Consider the following 18895-nt stretch of genomic DNA (forward strand, 5'->3'; position numbering starts at 1 on the left):
GACCACTATTAGCGTACGTGCTCAGCTTCAGGGCTCCCTGCTCCTGAACATTCACAGTTACCGACTTTTCAAGTAAACCAGGAGCGCTCAAAGTAATCGAAGCCTGCCCCGCAGAGATGCCTTTGATAGTAATTGGTGTGGTAGCGTAGATTTGTCCATCCAATACGGTCAATTCAGAAGGAGTTACAGAGGCGATTTCAGGGTCGCTACTACTGACGGCGATCGTGACGCCACCTTGTGGCGCTGCTTTGGAAAGCAATACCCGCAAGCTGCGGCTGAGCTCCACATTTGTGGTGAGGTTGCCGTTGGGTTCGGTTTGAATCGCGATCGCATCGACCAATACGGAAGCACTGGCCGACTGGTAGCCGCTGGCACTGGCTGCCAGGCTCGTGGTTCCCAATGCATGGCCTTGTACGTTCAACACCGTTTTGCTTTGCCCTGCAGGAATCGTCACGGAAGCAGGCACAGTGGCGGTACTGGTTTGCTGGGTTGACAATACAACGGTAAGACCTCCTGCGGGGGCAGGTTCCGTCACTTCCAGCGCAACCTGGGTAGACCCACCAGGAGCCACGACAACGCTGGTGGGCAAAACCAAGGCTTTGCCACGCACAGTGACGGTAGCCAATGCATCGGCATAGCCTTCAGCGCGTGCAGACAATCGCGTTTGGCCATCCACCAAGCCGGTGACTTCAAAGCTGACACTTTGCTGGCCAGCAGCAACCAAAACGCTGCTGGGAGCGCTTGCAATAGTGGAATCGGTGTTGACCAATTGCACCGTCAATCCGCCATCCGGTGCTGGGTTTGGCAGTGAGAGCATCAATGGTGTGGGGCGATTCACGCCGATGGTGGGTTTACCGGGCACCAAACTCATTGCGGGCAGTTGAAGCACTTCTACAATGGTTTCTGCCGTGCCCAACTGTGCATGGCTAACCGTGATTTTGGTTTGACCCAAAGCGTTGGCTTGTACTTCAATATCCGCACTGCGCTGGTCTTGTGCAATGGTGACGCGGCTGGCCGTAGAGGCTACAGAAGGCACACTACTAGAGACATCCAAAACGATGCCGCCTGCGCCTGCTGGCTGGGCCAAGCCCGCTTGCAACAGCGCGACCACACCGGGACTCATGCGCAAACGACTGGGCTCCAGTGCCAAAGGCGCTTGGCCCACCTGCACGATGCCTTGCTGCACGAGGTAGGGAATGCCTACCAGCCCCCAGATCACCTGCGAGCGGATGGTGCCCGCTGGCACGGCAATGGCGTTGACGGCATTGTCATGGGCACTATTGCCTGCACCAATGGGCGACGAGGCCAGATCAATGCTGATGGCCGCTGAGCTGTGGAAGCGAAACTCTGAATTGCGAATCACCGGTGAGGCGTTGTCAATCGCAACCCCTGCGCCGTATTCCATCACCACATGTTCCAGCAAGGTGCGGGCGTTGTCTGTGCCAGAGGTGAAGCGCCATTGCCCCCAGTCGCCAGGGGCGGGATTGGCATTGGCTGATGTAATGGTGATCGGTGCTTGTGCGTTGCCTTGTGCTTGCAAGGCTCCACGCTTGAGGGTAAAGCTGGCATTGGCAGCCATGCGCACGGTCACGCCGGGTTGCACCGTCAGCAGTGCGCCGTTATCGAGCACCACGTCCCCTTGCAAATCGTAAGGTGAGTTTTGTGTCGTCCAAGTGGTATTGCCGGTGATCGTGCCAGTGACAGGGGTCGTCGCCAAAGCGTTACCTGTGCCTGCCATCAAAGTAACGGCTAGCAGCATGAACATGCCTATCCATATCTGACGCAAAAGCAACGGCAACAGGCTGCCTTGTGACTGAGTCGATGCAAGAGGCTGGGCTGCACATGCGGCCCTCGATGCGGTGGATAGGGATTCCCTCATGAACTTGCTCTCTTTATTCAATGGTCTTATGGCGGTCAGGCCTTGTTATTTCTGCAGCGGGGCCATCGCTTTACAAAGCACCACAAGCGCGCTGTAAGGATTGCGCCGCAGTGACCTGTATTTCATGGTTTTGTTGAACAAAGGCCTCGTAAGCGGGCCAACCACCTTCCAGTACGTAGATAGGTGTCGAATGCGTAGCCTGAATGCCAGAGATAGATGCTTTAGATCCAGCTTTTACTGCTGCTGACTGCAACTGTTGCTCCAACGCTTGGGAGGTCAGCCCATCAGCTAACACAATCAATGGCGACGACAATGCAGTGGTAGTGTTTGCAGAAGTCAACTTGGCCTGTTGTTGCCTCAAAACAGTGGCTAAGCTGCCGAGACTTTGGCTTTGTTTTGCACTCCACTGCAGCGCAGCTGGCATTGGTAGCTCATTGGCGTGTTCTTTTGCTTGTGTCGCACTGATGGCCAGGTGCCATTGCTGGCCTTGCATCAAACTCTGTACCCATTGCGCAGGGGTGATTGAGCGCACATAAGCGGTAGAAACCAACCCAGCTGCTTCTAAAAAAGCAGGCGCACCGCCTCGCACCGATTGCACTTGACTAAAGCCTTGACGCTGCAAGTCTTCGCAAACGGCCAGTAGTGTTGGATCATCCAGCCCAGTGCCTAGCAAAACAACATTTTGTCCCTTTAAAAAAGAGCGCTGCGGGAGGTCTCGCAGCGAAACCTCTAAAGCATGAGGAACGTAGTCACGCTTGGCTGCAAAAGGGCGAACATCCACCAGTGTCATATTGCCACTGGACTGCTCCAGCGCTTGTTTGATGTCCATCGCCTCAACAGAGCAACCGGCAATACGATTCGGTTGAACGGGTTGTGCTGGTTGGGCTTTAGGCCACACCATCGCTTTGGTGTCTTGTGGAAGATAGTCACTGGCCTGGCACGAGGCGCTTAACGCTTCCAAGGCGCCCGCAGTGACAGACTCTGAAACAACCACTCCCGATGTTGATGAAGCAACGGCAGCGTTTGGCGGGTTCTGCGCTTGTGCCGCTGCCATTCCCACCGCACTCAAACACACCGATACGACGAGCCAACGTGCATTCCATGTACATGCTTGCATCATGGCCACCTTTTATCGCTGCGCAGCGCGCCAGAATCCAGCACGCTGTACACGTTTTGCGCCAAAGAGCATCGCCAGAGCCAACAACAGTAAACCCAACTTGGTGTTCACAGGGACTTGCACTGGGGTTTCAGGCGCAGGCAATGGGCCAGTTTGAATCACCGGACCGCCTGGATCACGGATGATCCCGTTGGCCGTGAGATCGTCATCTCCCCAGCCCCCATCCGTGATGGTGAAGCTGATCGCCCTGCCAACGATTTTGAGGTTTTGCGGTGGATACCAGATGCTGCGACCTCGCGAAGTTGGCGTTGGACCATACTTGAGATAACCCGTGATATTGAGCAGGTTTGGCCATTCAGTGGTCACGGTGACGGTGCTGCCCGGGTCACAGCCGATCAACTCAAAATCAAACACACCATGCGGGAACAGCAGCATCTGCAGGATAGGCACAACGCCTTCTGGACGTTTAATGGCTGTGTTTTCAGGATTAAAACGACATTGCGCACCGCCACCCACAATGCTGGATTTCACAATGCCTGTCCCCGTTGGAGTTGCGCCTGTGAAGAGACGGTTATCAGCACTTGGAATTGCGGAGTTGGTCAATCCAAACTGCACCGTTTGCTGAGCGCCTGCTGTGCTTGCAGTGGCTGTCCATGAGCCAGCCACTGGATTGGCTACCATCAGAGGCGATGAAGCAAGGCCTTGTGTATTGGTTTGCACTGTCACGGTAGTCAGGTTCCCTGCGAACAAGGCACTGGCCCCACTTACAGGCAAGCTAAACACCACCGCCCGATCAGCCAATGCTTGGCCGTTGGCATCGGTAACCAGCACTTGCAAGGCTTGTGCAAACCCCGTATTAACCGTGGCCGTTTGACCGTCACCCGCTTGACTTTGCAGCACAATCACAGGCACAGAGACTGGGACGTTACTCAGTGTGAATGTTGCTGCTTGCACGCCATTGGCCACGCGAGCAAACACGACATACTGACCAGCCGTGGCATTGGCTATTGGTACGGCACTGGTTGCCTCGCCTTGGGCGTTCGTTGTGACCTCTTGCTCATAATGATTTGAACCAAACAGTGCCGAAGCTCCACTGGTAGGTGCTTCAAAGTGAACGTGAACACCCTCGACTGGCAAACCGGCCGCATCGGTTACACGCACCCGTAAACCTTGTGCAAAGGCACTTTCAATGGTTGCCGTTTGCTCAAAGCCGCTGACCATTTGCACATTCAATCGAGGTGTGGCAACGGCTGTGTTTTCTAGGCTAAATTGAACCGGAGCCTGTGCATTAACGGTAGAAGCATTCACCACGAAGTTACCAACGCTGGCATTGGCTTGCATTTGCGGCGCTTGGGCATAACCTTGTGCGTCTGTGCTCACTTGCGCGGTTGTTTGGCTTCCCCCAAATACGACACTCGCACCACTATCAGGAGCGGCGAAACTCACCAATTGGCCGGACACCGGCAATCCCTGTGCATCGACCACACGAACGCGCAGAGCTTCGGCATAAGCCGTATTAACAGGCGTACTTTGCCCATGACCTGTAATGACTTGCAAAGTCCAGACAGGGGTGGCAACGGGAACATTGGTAAACCCAAACTCCACTGCTTGCTGAGCGCCTGCTGTGCTTGCAGTGGCTGTCCATGAACCAGCCGTTGCGTTTGCCACCATCAGAGGTGATGTTGCAAGGCCTTGTGTATTGGTTTGCACTGTCACAGTAGCAAGATCGCCTGCGAACAAGGCGCTGGCCCCACTTGCAGGCAAGCTAAAGACCACGGCCCGATCAGCCAAGGCTTGGCCGTTTGCATCTGTAACTAGCACTTGCAAGGCTTGTGCAAACTTGGTATTGACCGTGGTCGTTTGGCCGTCTCCGACTTGTGGCTGCAACAAAATATATGGCGCAGATATAGCCAAGTTGGTCAACGCGAACTCTACTGGCGCCACAGCCTGGTCGGTCAATGCTTGTGCTGTAAAACTGCCGACCTGCGCATTGGCAGTGAGCACTGGAGAGCTGGCAATACCTTGCGCATCGGTGTGCGCCGTCGCTTGCAGGGCACCACCAGCAAACGTTGCGGAAGGCCCCGCTGCAGGCAATACAAAATTGACCAGTACACCAGCTACCGGCAGACCCTCTTCATCGCTGACCTTGGCCATGAGCACCTGGCCGAATTCAGAACTCACATGTGTGCTTTGTCCCGATCCCGCAAAGACGGCAATAGACAACTCGGACGCACCTGGACCCTGCCCATCACTCCAGTGAACAGCTGCCAAGCCCAGCCACCGGCTAATCGCCTGTTGCAATACGGCTTGTTGGCTTACCCCTTGCAAGTTCTGGCTTAAGGTGAACGCATCCAGCAGCGCATCCAGCGCAGCATCATGATCTTGGCTATTGAGGGCCTGTTGCGCCTGCGCAAGCAAATCGGCGATCGCATCCAAAGCTGCTTGTTGCGAGCTCGGCGCATTGGTTATTCCGGCAATGATGCTCAAGGCATGACTCTGAGCTTCAGCCTGGTCAATGACACGTACAGGGAACTGCCAGCTTTGAACTGCGGTTTGTGTACCGCTATTGACCAGAGCGGATTGCACCACAATGGCCTGCGTTTGCTCTGGCAATTGCAATTCGGCGATGACGTTTTTGGGCGCGCTTTGGGCTGCCAAGCTTTGACGCCACAGAGCTTTATCGTTGTCGCTTGTCGTGGCTGCAGGTTGGGCTTGTAAAAGCTTGAGGCTATTACCAAGCTGCGTGGTTAAGTCTAAAACCACATCATCGGCTGAGAGGTTGGTTACTTCTGAGACCAAGCTTACGCGTGAGCCTGCCAACATAGGATCAACGATCTTGGGTGCAATCGCTTCTGTGATCTGTTCTTGCAAGAACGCTTTTAGCAAAGCTTGCGAAAGGTTACTGCCAAGCACATCAAAGCCCGCGATCCACACTTGACCTTGCCCCAAAGCGGTTTGCGCCACGGCCACATTGTCATCAGCAAATAGCAAATGCGTTTGCGTGTCATTACTGACCTGGACTGGGCGAGAAGCCCCTACGATGGCAATGGCTTGCCCATCAATACGCACATTGGAGGTATCGCCTGCATACACCGCGCCTAGACCTGGCGCCCAGAGGCCTGCAGAAGCGATGGACTCATCATTGGCAGAGCCATCCAGCATCACGCTGACACCCCGCACGGCAGCGGCTTGTATCTCTGTGAGCATGTCGGCGCTTAAACCTTGGACACTGCCATGTAGCCAGATCACGCTGTGCGCTCCACTGCGCAAGGCCACACGCAAAGCCTGCTCGGTCGTGACAGTGGTAATGGACTCAGCCACATCACTCAGCGCTTCTTGCGCAGAACTGATTTGCAACTGTGGGCAATCCACTGCATTGCTTGTGCAACCCACATAGAGCAGTACACGTGTGCCTTGCCACAAATGTTGTGCCGCCTTGACCGCATCGCCTTGCTCAACGGCGATGCTGATGGTGCGGCTGTTATTGGTGGTAATCGGATCGCGGGTAGAAGAGCCGATGCTTGCGGTCATGGTTGCGTTTTGAGGATCCTTCGCAGTGACTTCCAACTCCAGCGTCAGCTGCGCTTGGCTATCTGCGGCAAAGCTGCCGATCGACCAACTGCTGCCTGAGAAGCTGCCAATACTTGCTTGCGATCCTGTGACCTTCAGATTAACTGGTAATCCAACACTCACAGCCGTGGCCTGCGCATTGGCGGGGCCTTGGTTGCTTGCGGCGATGGTCAATGTGACGGTATCACCGACCTTGGCATTGTCTAGAGAGACACTCAGCGCTATTGCCAAGTCCGCAGCATCAGTCCCGTTTGAACCCACAGTGGTTTTAGCAAATTGGTAATTTGTCGCACTCATGCCAGCTGTGAGCGCGATACCGGAAATCACCCCAGGCATTGCTTGCCCACCGGCGCTGCCAGCCAAGGCAACCCCATCAATAAAGCCCGCCTGTACATCGGCAGCCAAGTGATAGGTTCCAGGCTTTAGGTTGACGAACTGGAAACTGCCATCGGCCTCTGTATGTGCAGTGGTTTGTACGTTTTGACCTGTGGTCGTTTCTACACCGGTCAGAACGACGGGAGCACCCCCCATCGCAGGCTCACCCTCATCACGCACACCATTGCCGTTGACATCACGGTAAACACTACCCGTGATTTGCGCAAACTCCGATTGCGCAAAACCTAACTGGTACTGGCCTGTCGTGTTGGCATCAAAAATATTGATGTAGTAATGCCACTGAAGGTTGTCATCCCTCTCCTTGGAGAGCCAGGCGTTTTCTGGAGGCAAGATATAGCCATCAGAACGCCGTACAGCGCCTATGGCTTGACTGCCCCTTGAAGGGTCTGGCACACGGGCATAAGCAAAGCCATTTGCAACAGGCGGGAAGCTCAGCGCACTGGTAGCCCCTTGGCTGCTGAGACTGGCACGATCACTTTGATCAAGGACCTCTGTATCGTTGCCGTCGGATTCATACACACGTAGCACGCTGCCATCACGCGCCAAAAAATCGCGTATTTGATCGCGGCCAGCCAAATCGACCAATACATCACTGACAAGCGTGTGAGTACGCACGGCACTGAGCAAAGAAGTGACGGCCCCACCCAAACTGTCAGCATGGGTAAAGCTGGCATCGAACTCCACAAACTTACCAGAAAGAGTGGTCACCATATTCCAGCGACCTGTGGCGGCAGTGCCGCCATCGACGTCACCAAAGTTCAATAGCAGGCTTTTGCCCGCCGGTTGGTCGCCAACAAACCCACCCAAAATCTCAAAGCCAACCAGCAACCCTTGGTCGTTTTCTACAATTTTTGGCTGGGCTGATTCAATATGCGTTTTATAAGAAACGCCTGCACCGACGTTTTTAACTCGAACACCTAAGGTAAATGGCTCCGGGGGCTCAACAGGTGCAGTGAATGGGTCATCGCCATGCACATCGCGCGGCAAGAAATAATCGAGCTCTAATAATGGCTGGGGACGCACTACGATGAATTCTGGCGTCACCTCGACGGTTTCTGTTTTGCCTTCAATCGTATAAGTGAGCTTGGCGCCGATGTAGTACACCTTGCCCTGCGACTGATCACCGCCCGTACCAGCCGATGGAATGATGAGCCAGTTAATATCAGCAACCGCTTTTTCGTTGATCGTGCCTGCTGTTAAAGAGTTGACACCCTCTACTCTGTCGGTGCGAAAAAAAAATGGCGAACCAACCGCATTAGGATCGGTAGTGGCGTTGATTGGGGTATTGTTTTCATCAAAAAACAATAATTCAATGCTGACGTTTTCGAGTTTCTGATCGGTCAGGCCATTGGTGATTATCATTCGAGCATCAAATGCTTGACGCTCCAGAGAGAGTTTTTGCTCAATGACGATTTTGACTTCAGCGCACACCGCATCAGCAGCTTGTGCCAATGCCACACCACATAATTGCCAAAATGCAAAAAACACAAACAGCATCCACGCAAAGCGTTGCCACATCCTGTGCTTTAAAAACACTCCCTCATCTCTCATACTCGAACCTTGTTGGTTACTTTTATTCCAACAATGTGCCAAATTGTTTGAAGTTGATCCAGGCACTCAGACGATTGTTTGCATTCTCATCCATTGAAAATATTGAACCTTCATAGGAAAAGTCGTTCATCTAAATTTTTAGATTCATCAAATTTGTGGCGTCTTTCCAAATTGATGCGTCTTCGTAATGTGATCCAGCGAACAAGATGCGGTATGAATTCGGCGATGCTTATGACAAACATTCGTTTATGCATGAGTTGCACTATCGATAATCGCTGTTATCGGTAGTTGAGGGGGGGATTGGAGGTGCACCGTACAAGGCGCATTCAAGCGTGAGGCGGAGAAAGTGGCAGCCAAAAGAAAAGTAATTTCCCCACCCCACTGCACCTTCTGTGTCAGCGTAAAAAGCGACTGATCTGGTTGAGCTCAACGCTTTGCTTTGCAAAACGCCCAACATGGGTCATGGGGCACCATAGTATTGTCAAGTTGACGCGAGCTCGTGTAACTGCGACATACATCACATTGCGCTCCTCTTTCAGGCGCTTCTGATCAATTGCATATTGGATTGGCATTAATCCATCCACAGCGCCAATCACCATCACATGATCCCATTCCTTGCCTTTTGCTGCATGTACCGTCATCACACTCACACCACCGTCAAAGCTTTTGAAATGACACCAAGCTTGCAACGGTGTCTCAAATGCGTTCAGCAGTGGTTCGACAAGCTCTAAGTCTTTCAAAATCGTTTTTTCCGCGTCATTCATTGCACACTGTGTCCGCCAATACAGCTGTCGAAGAATACGAAATCGACTCATCATGCAGTGTGCTTTGGCGGCATTTCGTAGTTGTTTCTTCTGATGATCGTTTGCTAATGTGCCTAACCAGTTTGGCATCCATGAATTGGTACTGGTTGGCCTAGAGATCATTTCACAGGCATGCAGCACTTTTTTCAGCGCAACAAGTGTCTTTAGATCAAAACCAAGCAGTCCCTTCTTAAGCAGCGCTCGCCGCAACATTTTCAGCGAAGCATGTGTGCGACCAATCACTGCAACCTGGTTCTTCGGCACTTCCTGGTTAAGCAGCCTTTCAGCCCAGCTGGCTGCAAAATTGGCTTGTGATTGTTCACTGGGAAAACGGAGAGTTTTGGGTTTTGAACCTCCGCGAAGGGCTTGAATTGAGGCATCAGATTTACGCACTGCATTGGCAAGATCAGCCATTGGCTTAGTCAGTCGGAATGACACACTTAGTGGGTAGTTGACTGAGCCCTTCAGCAGGTTCTTCAGCGGTTTGTATCCCCCACCTGAAAAACCAAAAATGGCTTGATCAGGGTCACCCACTGCCATCACTGAACAACCAGCAAATAAGCCAAGGTTGCGAATGACGTTACGTTGCGCCGAGTCACAATCTTGATATTCATCAACCAATACATGCGTTACGTCGTGTGCTGTCCTGTGTTTTTTAAGATACTCACTTGCACCAATCAGCAACTCGTCATAGGTGAATTTTCCATCAGTGGTGCATAGGGTATTGAAAGCTTCAACGACCTTTGCAACGATACGCTCCCCATGGTCAACACCAGGCAACCACAGCTGTGCCAACTCCGTCGCATCCATTTCATAAATGGCCTCCGTTTTATTTGCTCCTAACTTTCCCAATTCGGTCAGATGATTGCGAACTGTTTGACGAAGACTTGCGCCCATTCTTGGCCACACCGTTTTGCTCTCTAACCTTCGTAACACAGAATCAACAGCGTGCTTAAACAACGGGTGCCGCTCTGCATGTGTCGCAATTCCTTTACAGCCTTGTGGGCGCAGCAAATTGAGAGCAAAACCATGCACAGTTTTGGCCTGAACACGTATCAAACCCTTGCGTATTTGTGCATTCAAGCTCAGCCCGTTTCTTTCCAATGCACGCTGTGTGTGTTCCGCCAAAGGTGCATCACACCATTCGCGGATACGATCGTTGAGGTTATCTACCGATGCGTTTGTGAACCCAAGCAATAGGATCTTTTCTGGATCAACTTTATTGACTATGAGATAAAGGATGCGCATCATCAATGTGTGTGTTTTCCCGCTTCCTGCAACTGCCATGACCTCTACATGTTTGTGGGGGCTGCAAACAATCGCATCTACTTCTTTTTCTGTGCAATCCATAGCGAAGCGTTTGTCATGAAAAGATTCTGCGTGCCGATTGACGCGCTTGCGCATAGCGCGGTTACGTTTTAGGGCATGTGAATGCCGCGCTGAAGTGCTTGTGGTTGACTCAATAGCCATGTTTCTCCCCTTTAGGGCCTCATTCATTGATTTAGTGATCACAGGTGGTTGGTAAAAAGTGGTGCCTATATCAGTACCAAAACTGAAGTCCTAGGCCTGAATCAACTCTTGCAGCCACTCTCCAAATGGTTGCTGTGACAATAGTTGTCGCTTCAACTTTGGTTGCTTCACTAGGGCGTTATGCATCACAAACTGCTCCATATCTCCATACGGCAGGGTGAATGACTGTCGCCACTCACGTGCAAGCTTGCGTAGGGCAGGGTCGCTAATTTTTACTTGTGTATGTGATTGGCGATTGCGATGAAGCAGCTGCCCAAACTGGGTTTGTGCGAGTGACTTTGTGACGCATATTTTTGCGTTCCAGAAAGCTTCATGATCAAAAGCAATCAAATCGCTGAGCGTTGTAGCTCCTACTGCTTGAAGTGCTTCACCATGCAGTCTCCACTCCATGTGAAAACAGTCCCCGTTGCTCCGGGCAGGTTTACTAGGGCGGTCGCAGTAAATAACAAAAATCTTGTCAGAAGAGTCCCTTTGACCTGAATACCATGTCGTCTCGTCTTTCAGCGTGAGTGATGTTTGAACCGCCTTTAAATAACAATTCTTTAAGAACTTTGACGCTAAGGGAATTGCTGCTTCAACCTCATGTTCGCTGGGGACGATGTCAAGTGCGAATTCCACTTTTGATATCTGATGGTTAATAAGAGTGCCTAAGCTTTTTTTTAGAAATTTTAGGCATTCACTTGAAGGTTGATGTAATTCCAGTTTTGTTTTCCATTTTGGATTCAGTGTCTGAAGTTTTTTTGTCGCAGTGTACTGACTGCATTCATCTACCCATTCACCTTGCTCTAGGGTAGAGGAGTCCAGCCATAGAGTGACTAAGTCGTAAAAATGTAAGTGTTTCATTGCCTTGAATTTTTTTCGTGACTTTGGTTGGGCTTTGTTGCATAAATCCGTAAGTCATTGATTTTGTTGGGTTGATTTTATTTTGCATTGTGAAAAATTTATTGATATCAATAAGTTAAGATTTATTTGTGCAACAAAGCCCTTTGGTTGAGGACTTTACAGCCCTCTTGCATGGTGTCAATTGAGAAGAGACTCTATTAATGAAAGCTTCCAAACATTTTTATTTCCTGATTTTTTTGGAGCTGGAAATTTCTCATCTTTTATCTGACGATAGATAGTGGAGGATGATCGATTTGTATAGATCGAGACAAAATTCATGCACACAATTGGATCTGCTCCTCCACTTTTTTCTACTGCGATACGTTTCCATTCTTGCTCGTACCATGTATTTTTACTGCAGATTTTTTTGTCCTCTGATTGACTAGAAATTATCTCGTTTGGTTTGATTTTTTGCCCAATTTTGACGATCTTGCCTTCAATCCAAATACGTTGATTGTCTGAGTCCTTAACGATCCAGCCCTGTGTTTTCCCCTGTCCTGAATAGAAAATTTTGGCTGTTCCAGGCTCATCATCATCCAGCGGGTCACAGATTGGGATCAGACGAAGTCCGCCAAATGCAAGATCAGAGAAGTTCAAATAAAAACAATAACATGTTGTTTTAAAAGGAACTAATGTACACTAATCGTTCAGTATCGTTCAACGAAAACCGACTCACTCCAATGTTTTATGTGGGCAAGATGTGGGACAGAAAGATTATTGTATTTGATGCCTAAGAAAGCCAAAGAACTCTCTATTCGAGCCGTCCAACAACTCAAAGAGGATGGACGTTATGCAGTCGGTGGAGCTGACGGACTACACCTTCGCATCAGCAATGGCAGTAAAGCTTGGGTCTTGCGTATGCTGGTTGGAGAAAAGCGCCGCGATCTCGGCTTAGGCTCCTTTCCTCAAATTGGTCTTGCAGAGGCAAGGGATCTGGCTCGTGAAATGCGTAAAAGCGTCCAAGCAGGACAAATTCCCATCACGCCAAGAAAGCTAGCTAAAGAGCAACTACTTGCTCAACAAAGCACCTCTAAAACCTTTAAAGAGTGCGCGCTAGCACTGATTGCTTCTAAAAGCAGCGAGTGGAAGAACGCGAAGCACCAGCAGCAGTGGGCTAATACACTGACCACCTACGCCTATCCAACGATAGGAGCATTGGCAGTCGATCAAATTGAACTCCCCCACATTCTTGCCTGTCTTGAGCCTATCTGGCTGAGCAAAACAGAAACTGCCAGTCGCCTTCGGGGGCGCATTGAATCCGTGCTCGACTACGCCACAGTGCGCAAATACCGCAGCGGGGAAAACCCCGCGCGCTGGAAAGGCCACCTCGACAGCATCCTGCCTAAACCCAGCAAAGTACAAAAGGTAGAACACCATCCTGCCATGCCCATCGATGAAGTACCCGCCTTCATCCAAAGTGTCGTACACAAAAGAGGCCTCGCGGCTCAGGCCATGATCTTTCTGATCCTCACAGCGACCCGTTCTGGTGAAACGCGTGGTGCACGCTGGGATGAACTTGATCTAGAGAATAAAGTATGGGTCATACCGGCTGATCGCACCAAAACCTCTACCGAACACAGAGTGCCACTCTCGACTCAAGCACTAACTCTGCTTTCAGCACTGCCTAGAATTAATCAATCTCCCTTTGTCTTTGCCTCCCCAGGAGGCCATCAACTATCAGACATGGCCTTGAACCAAATGATGCGCCGAATGGAACTCAAATACGTTCCACATGGATTTCGCTCTTCATTTCGCGATTGGGCGGCAGAGCGGACCAATCATCCAAGAGAACTGGCTGAGCAAGCCCTTGCCCACACCCTCATCAATAAAGTCGAAGCAGCCTATCGGAGGGGGGATGCACTTGAGAAGCGCCGCATCATGATGCAACAATGGGCTGATCATTGCATTCAATCACAGAAGTGATTTAAATCAATTTCTTAAAAATAAACGATCAATCAATTCAAAATGCCTAAACAAAGCAAAATTTCAAAAATCAACCTATCCATTCAAAAAGATACATATCCAGATAGATTTCCAATTGGAGCCAGTGACGAATTCGTATTTCATGACATCAAAATCCCGAAAGGCATGCAGGGAACAACGGCGCACGAACAGCTTAGAGAATTAGAAAGAAGTAGAGAGCTGCTATGGGCATCATTGGGATACCATGCCATTCGGTCGTACCAACTTGTAGAACCAAGTCTTTCCTATCAATGTAAAAAAACCAATAGGGGCTTCATATTTTTTAATGAAAGCAAATTAGTTCAGGATTATGCAGCACTACTCACAGTGCTGCATGACGCCAGAGGAATAAGTGCAATATTACATTCAAAGTCAAATTATTCTATTGACAAACCATTCAATGAATTCACAAAGAATGAGCTGCAATCATATCTAACCAATTTGAGATCAATGTACAAAAGCTCAAACATTGGTCATTACTTAGCATCCACGGAAATAAATTCAACCACAAAAAAAGCCTTAAGCGATTTCTCTCTGAATGATTCAAAAGACTATAAGAACTCCCCTACAAGAACCATCAATATCACCACTACCGCAAAAAAAACATCATTCCCAAAAAATCAATCGGAAGAATCTTATATTAGAAAATCCAATCAAAACAAGAAAAATATAATTGAAGCATTCTCACCAGTTGGCAAACTAAATAAGAATTTGCTAATTTTAAGCGTCATATCTAGCAGCTCACAAGATCATGATCATTGGCTTTCGATGAAATGGGCATTTACACTGTCTAAACTTTTCAAAGAAAAGTACTCCTCGGAGTACATTGGCATCATTGCATCCAAGTCTAGCTATGGAGAAATTGTTCGATCTGGAGATCAGTTCGAAATTCCGAAAAATCTTGATTTCTCATTCACAAATGCAATTTATGTATTTAAACACTCATCAAAATTAGAAGATGAATTTTCAAAAAAGGATTTAACAAAAGAAACATTGACAAATGATGTCTCATCATATATCAAAGAGTTATCTAAAAAAAGCAAGCCGATAAGAAAAACGCTGGCATTATTTGAAAAATCTCAAGCACAACTATCATTCAGACCAATGGGGTTTTCTGCAAAATCACACATATGCAAGATCAATCTGCACTCAAAGTCTGACCAGGAATTCATTAGAGATCTTGCAACTTATCTCACCATCGAGCGCCGCCTAATCAGGCCCAAATCAGAGGCCAAAGCAGATGAGAGAAGATCATCTCGTTGGTCGTTCAGAATTGATTTGCCTTCTTAATTTTTATATACATAAAACTTCTTTAAGATGTTTTTTAAAAATTCTTTAAGAAATTTTTAAAGCACCGTACTAAGCTTCACTTCTATAGCGAGTGAGTGACTTTTTTGTATCGCGTATGAAGCTAAAAAAATCATCGTATAACGCACGTCATCTAGCCTGATCGAGTCGTCTGTGTGGTGATGCATGAGACTCGCATCGACAAGCCTTCCGCCTCCTTCTAGGGCGCCTATTCATGCTGCGGATTTTTTAAATTTCAATTTTTCATTTCCTCTCGTGATGGTTTGAAGAAAACGCACCACATGCGTCGATTCTTCTAAATCAACACGAATGGAGAAAGAATGAACAATTCACCAAAGCAATCTGATTCGATCAATCTGATCGTCTTAAGCCAAGTGTGTCAAAAAACTCAACTTGGCAAAACATCAATTTATTCAAAAATAAATCCTAACTCCAAGTACCACGATCCATCCTTTCCAAGAAGCATTCGAATCAGTGATGCTCGGATCGCATGGATCGAATCAGAACTTAACGAATGGATTGCATCAAAAATTGAAGCAAGCCGCTCTTCAGCGAAATAATTAAACAAAACAAAATCAACGTAAAATCAACATTAGCAAATTCAATCTCATGCAATTTTCAATTGGAACTCTCAATGACAAATTGGGAGTTTATTTCTTTATATATATCAATCAATTAACTTACATAAAACAAATTAATACATTCAATCAACTCATTAGACATAAATGGAGTTAACAATGAATCAATCAATCAATCACAAACAAGACAATGTAATTAAATTGCATTTAAAGAAAATCATCACATGCAGAGATTGCATGGAAAGCATGCATGACAAGTATCGATCATCAATAGCATCAGGACTATTCGATAACTGGGTTTGTGACATCATGTTTGCATACTCACTTGGTCTAGATGTACCCATCAATTGGTGGGTGCAGAAGATGGATGATTCAGATCCATTCTTGATGGCCTATGCAAATTGGTTCAATCAACTAACGAAAATGATGAAAATCCAAGAAAGGGATTTCTCAATCAATTGGGATGATGAATTCACTCGACTAGCCTTCAATGCTCTAATAGAAATTTTTGATTCATCAAATTTTTTGATGAAGCTTGATAGCTCTCAAAGATTGCAGGAGCACAATACAACCAGCATGGTTAGACGTGTTTGCGGATTCAAAGCACGGCATTCCAAGCTAATGATTGTTCGTTTGGATGTTGGCTTTAGCCTCAATCCTCCTGAGTTGGAGATTGGAAGCAAGAGTGGACATAAGGTATTGACAGACAATCTTGATCTACTGGTCAAGTCAATTCGTGCCGACTATTCCTATTCATACATCCATCACGAGGCGAAGCTTGAATACTCGCAAGAGCGCGGACTTCATGCGCACCTTTTGTTTTTGTTCAATGGATCGGTAGTTCGGGAGGATGAAACGATTGGGTTTCTGATTGCACAGCGTTGGCGGGCTCAGTTTCATGCTGATGTTGGTTGGGCTTATAACGACAACAACCCTATCCGAAAAGCCCAATTAAAGCCCTATGGGCTGGCTCTTGGTGTATTCAATGAGGATTCGCCTCAGTTCGTTGCTAACGTATGCAATGCCGTACGTTACATGGCGAAGCCGGATCACCTGTTGCGTTTGGCCTTTCCTGGAATCAGACGTGCGATGCGATCAGCACACATAGATCAAACCAAGTGGGAGAGAAAAATGAAGGCAACGGTGGTGCGCCAGCGGATGCGCAAAATGGGGCTTTAAGCTTTGCCTGTGGCAGGATAGAGCGCATGATTTATCCTGTCCATCACCGTCTCGGCAAACACGATCGTGAGTTGGCGCGGTGGCGCCTCTCTCTACGGGGCGAGCCACATGCTTTTTCTTCTTCAGTATGGAACTTGGCGGTGGCACATCATGCGATGCATGAGTACTTGTGTGAGTACGCAGCGGGTCGCGATGCTGAACTCGACTTGCTCATGCCGCTGATTAAGAGAAAGGCAGCGCAAGCCTCGCTGTTGGCCGACAAACTCCTACTCTGTGCCCAACTGTTTCCGGTACATCAGTTTGAGTTGCCAATGGATCAAAGCTTCCGGTTCTCAGGTAGCTTGTCGCTGTTTCAACGTTTGCTGTTACTCCGATGGCGCGTACAGGCCGTGGCACCGCACGACAAAACCCTGCATACGCAACTTGTGGCTGCGTTTAAGCAAAAGCTGGAAGACGCCTCGTTGCTTGATGAACTGCGTCGACAAGATAAGTTGTTCTACGACAAACATCACGAGGTCGATACCAGACTGCAGAAATACTTGGCTCATTTTGAGCGACACGAGCATCCACTCCAACTAATGCGCTTTCATTTGTTGGGTGGTATGCAGTGGAATGAGAATTTCCACAACATTCTTAAGCACTCCGATCGCTTCGATGCTTTCTATAAGCTCTTTAAATTCTCGTTAGGACCAACTCTTTTGGGGCACTTTGCCGTGATCGGCGTGTCTCGTGATATGCACTTGTTCTGGGATGTTTGTTTCATCGTCGATGCACGCAACAAACTAAGCATTGGAGAGGTCAAATTGCTGGCGGAGAAGGCTTGGAGTCAGGTCGCTGCTACAGAGTACAAAGATTACCTACATGGCTCTATACGATTGCATGATGCGGGGTTGCGTGATCACCTGCGAAACGACGATACGTGGGATAAGTTCTGGCGGGGTTTTAGGTGTCAGTGCATCGCGCCTATGCGATTCATGCGCCTGAAGGTTCCCAAAGACTTCAGAGTGATAAAGCGAGGACGGGTACGAGTTAAAAATTAAAAATTTATTCAGCTCTTTGATGGTGTGTGTAATAAGTCCACTCAACCGATGGCCTGCAACGCACAGCAGATCTCCTGCCTAGGAGATTCACTCAACACAACCATTGAAGATCATGAATTTTTCTACTCACACTCATACCCACTCTCATGAAGCCTTGTGCACAGCGCTGGCTTGGCTTGAACAGTGCCGCGAAGTCGTCAAAACGGTTTATCGCAAACGCTATGCGTTGACGCAAGGTCAGACGCCATTCGTAGAGCGTCAGCAAGATATGGCCGCACTGTTGGAGCTATTAAGGGGTAAGCCGTCTTTAGGTACGGTCAATATTCAGCATGTTTGGCAGTTAGATGCGTACTGTCGTGCTTTTGCACACTGGCTATCAAACGAAAGGGATTTTTTGTCTAGTGCGCATTCAGCGATGCCTGATGAAGCTCTGACGGACATGATGTTGACGCAGTTGCTGCTGGCCTTTGAGATGCCCGATGTAGTGGCATTGCGCCAGTCAATTCGTAAACGACATGCGCATGCCATCACGGCGATGTTTGGGCGTTTGCAGCAATGCAAGATGCGAGCGCCTGAATTGATGTTGCTGCGTATAGATCTTGGCCGTGCGAATGATTTTGGGCATGAAGGCATTGGATTGTCCCAAGGTCATCTACCGTTTGTAAACCAGTGCACTGAATTACTGGCTTGGATGCGTCAGGAGTTTGCTCATGCATATGTGCACGATGAGATGAAATTGGTGTACTCGGCTGCCAAAGGGTTGCGCGCACGCGTGTTGATCGCAATGGATTGTGAGCAGGTTTATTCGGATCAAGCAGTGGGTGATGCTGTCTGTAAAGCTTGGACGAATCGTTTTGGTCCAACGGGCGCAACTGCATATAACTGCAATAACCCTTGGTACAAATCACAGCAAAGCCCTTGTTCAATTGGCTTTTTCCCGCTGGAGCAAGGTAGCTTTATGGAACGGGTCAATCCCATGGTGGTGAGTTTGACTCAAGCCGAGCCCTTGCTTCATGTAGCGTTTCCCGATTTAAATCGACTGCGGTATGCGAATTTCCATCGCTAACTCGTCACCATGCGGTATGTAATAGACCAGCTGA

The 18895-nt window shown here is 48.8% G+C and carries 12 protein-coding genes; 6 read left to right on the forward strand and 6 right to left on the reverse strand.

The features are described 5' to 3' along the window. The 6 genes from E9531_RS15480 to E9531_RS15505 form a co-directional block, all read right to left on the reverse strand. On the reverse strand, window positions 1-1879 hold a 1879-nt coding region (locus E9531_RS15480), incomplete at its 3' end, for a peptidase associated/transthyretin-like domain-containing protein (RefSeq protein ID WP_136574677.1). Window positions 1880-1949: 70 nt separating this feature from the next. Further along, on the reverse strand, window positions 1950-2996 hold the full coding sequence (locus tag E9531_RS15485) for a rhodanese-like domain-containing protein (protein WP_136574678.1): 1047 nt from the start codon (window positions 2994-2996) through the stop codon (window positions 1950-1952). Window positions 2997-3008: 12 nt separating this feature from the next. After that, on the reverse strand, window positions 3009-8513 hold the full coding sequence (locus E9531_RS15490) for a choice-of-anchor U domain-containing protein (RefSeq protein ID WP_136574679.1): 5505 nt from the start codon (window positions 8511-8513) through the stop codon (window positions 3009-3011). A gap of 395 nt (window positions 8514-8908) precedes the next feature. After that, window positions 8909-10786 carry a UvrD-helicase domain-containing protein gene (locus E9531_RS15495; protein WP_158291816.1) on the reverse strand — a complete coding sequence of 626 codons (1878 nt, stop codon included), beginning with the start codon at window positions 10784-10786 and terminating at the stop codon, window positions 8909-8911. 90 nt (window positions 10787-10876) lie between these two features. Beyond that, window positions 10877-11689, reverse strand: a complete 813-nt coding sequence (locus E9531_RS15500; protein ID WP_136574681.1) for a hypothetical protein — start codon at window positions 11687-11689, stop codon at window positions 10877-10879. A gap of 177 nt (window positions 11690-11866) precedes the next feature. After that, window positions 11867-12325, reverse strand: a complete 459-nt coding sequence (locus E9531_RS15505; protein WP_136574682.1) for a helix-turn-helix transcriptional regulator — start codon at window positions 12323-12325, stop codon at window positions 11867-11869. A gap of 129 nt (window positions 12326-12454) precedes the next feature. Between E9531_RS15505 and E9531_RS15510 the strand changes: the two genes are divergently transcribed. From E9531_RS15510 to E9531_RS15535, 6 genes are all read left to right on the forward strand, one after another. Then, window positions 12455-13651: a tyrosine-type recombinase/integrase gene (locus E9531_RS15510; RefSeq protein WP_136574683.1), complete on the forward strand. Its 1197-nt coding sequence runs from the start codon at window positions 12455-12457 to the stop codon at window positions 13649-13651. A 42-nt stretch (window positions 13652-13693) separates the two neighbouring features. Continuing rightward, entirely contained in the window at window positions 13694-14980 is a 1287-nt protein-coding gene (locus E9531_RS15515) for a hypothetical protein (protein WP_136574684.1), read from the forward strand. Window positions 14981-15318: 338 nt separating this feature from the next. Next, window positions 15319-15558, forward strand: coding sequence for a helix-turn-helix transcriptional regulator (locus E9531_RS15520; protein ID WP_136574685.1), 240 nt, complete (start codon window positions 15319-15321; stop codon window positions 15556-15558). A 177-nt stretch (window positions 15559-15735) separates the two neighbouring features. Continuing rightward, window positions 15736-16755 carry a YagK/YfjJ domain-containing protein gene (locus tag E9531_RS15525; RefSeq protein ID WP_158291817.1) on the forward strand — a complete coding sequence of 340 codons (1020 nt, stop codon included), beginning with the start codon at window positions 15736-15738 and terminating at the stop codon, window positions 16753-16755. Next, window positions 16695-17795, forward strand: coding sequence for a hypothetical protein (locus E9531_RS15530; protein ID WP_136574687.1), 1101 nt, complete (start codon window positions 16695-16697; stop codon window positions 17793-17795). The genes E9531_RS15525 and E9531_RS15530 overlap by 61 nt, the downstream gene beginning before the upstream one ends. A 112-nt stretch (window positions 17796-17907) precedes the next feature. Further along, window positions 17908-18861: a hypothetical protein gene (locus E9531_RS15535; RefSeq protein ID WP_136574688.1), complete on the forward strand. Its 954-nt coding sequence runs from the start codon at window positions 17908-17910 to the stop codon at window positions 18859-18861. Window positions 18862-18895: the final 34 nt, after the last annotated feature.

Source organism: Lampropedia puyangensis (assembly GCF_004833285.1).
In the GTDB taxonomy this organism is placed as follows: domain Bacteria; phylum Pseudomonadota; class Gammaproteobacteria; order Burkholderiales; family Burkholderiaceae_C; genus Lampropedia; species Lampropedia puyangensis.

Coding starts and splice junctions, on each gene's coding strand:
- E9531_RS15495 (WP_158291816.1), bottom strand. CDS start 10,786: ATGGCTATTGAGTCAACCACAAGCACTTCAGCGCGGCATTCACATGCC.
- E9531_RS15500 (WP_136574681.1), bottom strand. CDS start 11,689: ATGAAACACTTACATTTTTACGACTTAGTCACTCTATGGCTGGACTCC.
- E9531_RS15535 (WP_136574688.1), top strand. CDS start 17,908: ATGAATTTTTCTACTCACACTCATACCCACTCTCATGAAGCCTTGTGC.
- E9531_RS15510 (WP_136574683.1), top strand. CDS start 12,455: ATGCCTAAGAAAGCCAAAGAACTCTCTATTCGAGCCGTCCAACAACTC.
- E9531_RS15515 (WP_136574684.1), top strand. CDS start 13,694: ATGCCTAAACAAAGCAAAATTTCAAAAATCAACCTATCCATTCAAAAA.
- E9531_RS15525 (WP_158291817.1), top strand. CDS start 15,736: ATGAATCAATCAATCAATCACAAACAAGACAATGTAATTAAATTGCAT.
- E9531_RS15490 (WP_136574679.1), bottom strand. CDS start 8,513: ATGAGAGATGAGGGAGTGTTTTTAAAGCACAGGATGTGGCAACGCTTT.
- E9531_RS15520 (WP_136574685.1), top strand. CDS start 15,319: ATGAACAATTCACCAAAGCAATCTGATTCGATCAATCTGATCGTCTTA.
- E9531_RS15485 (WP_136574678.1), bottom strand. CDS start 2,996: ATGCAAGCATGTACATGGAATGCACGTTGGCTCGTCGTATCGGTGTGT.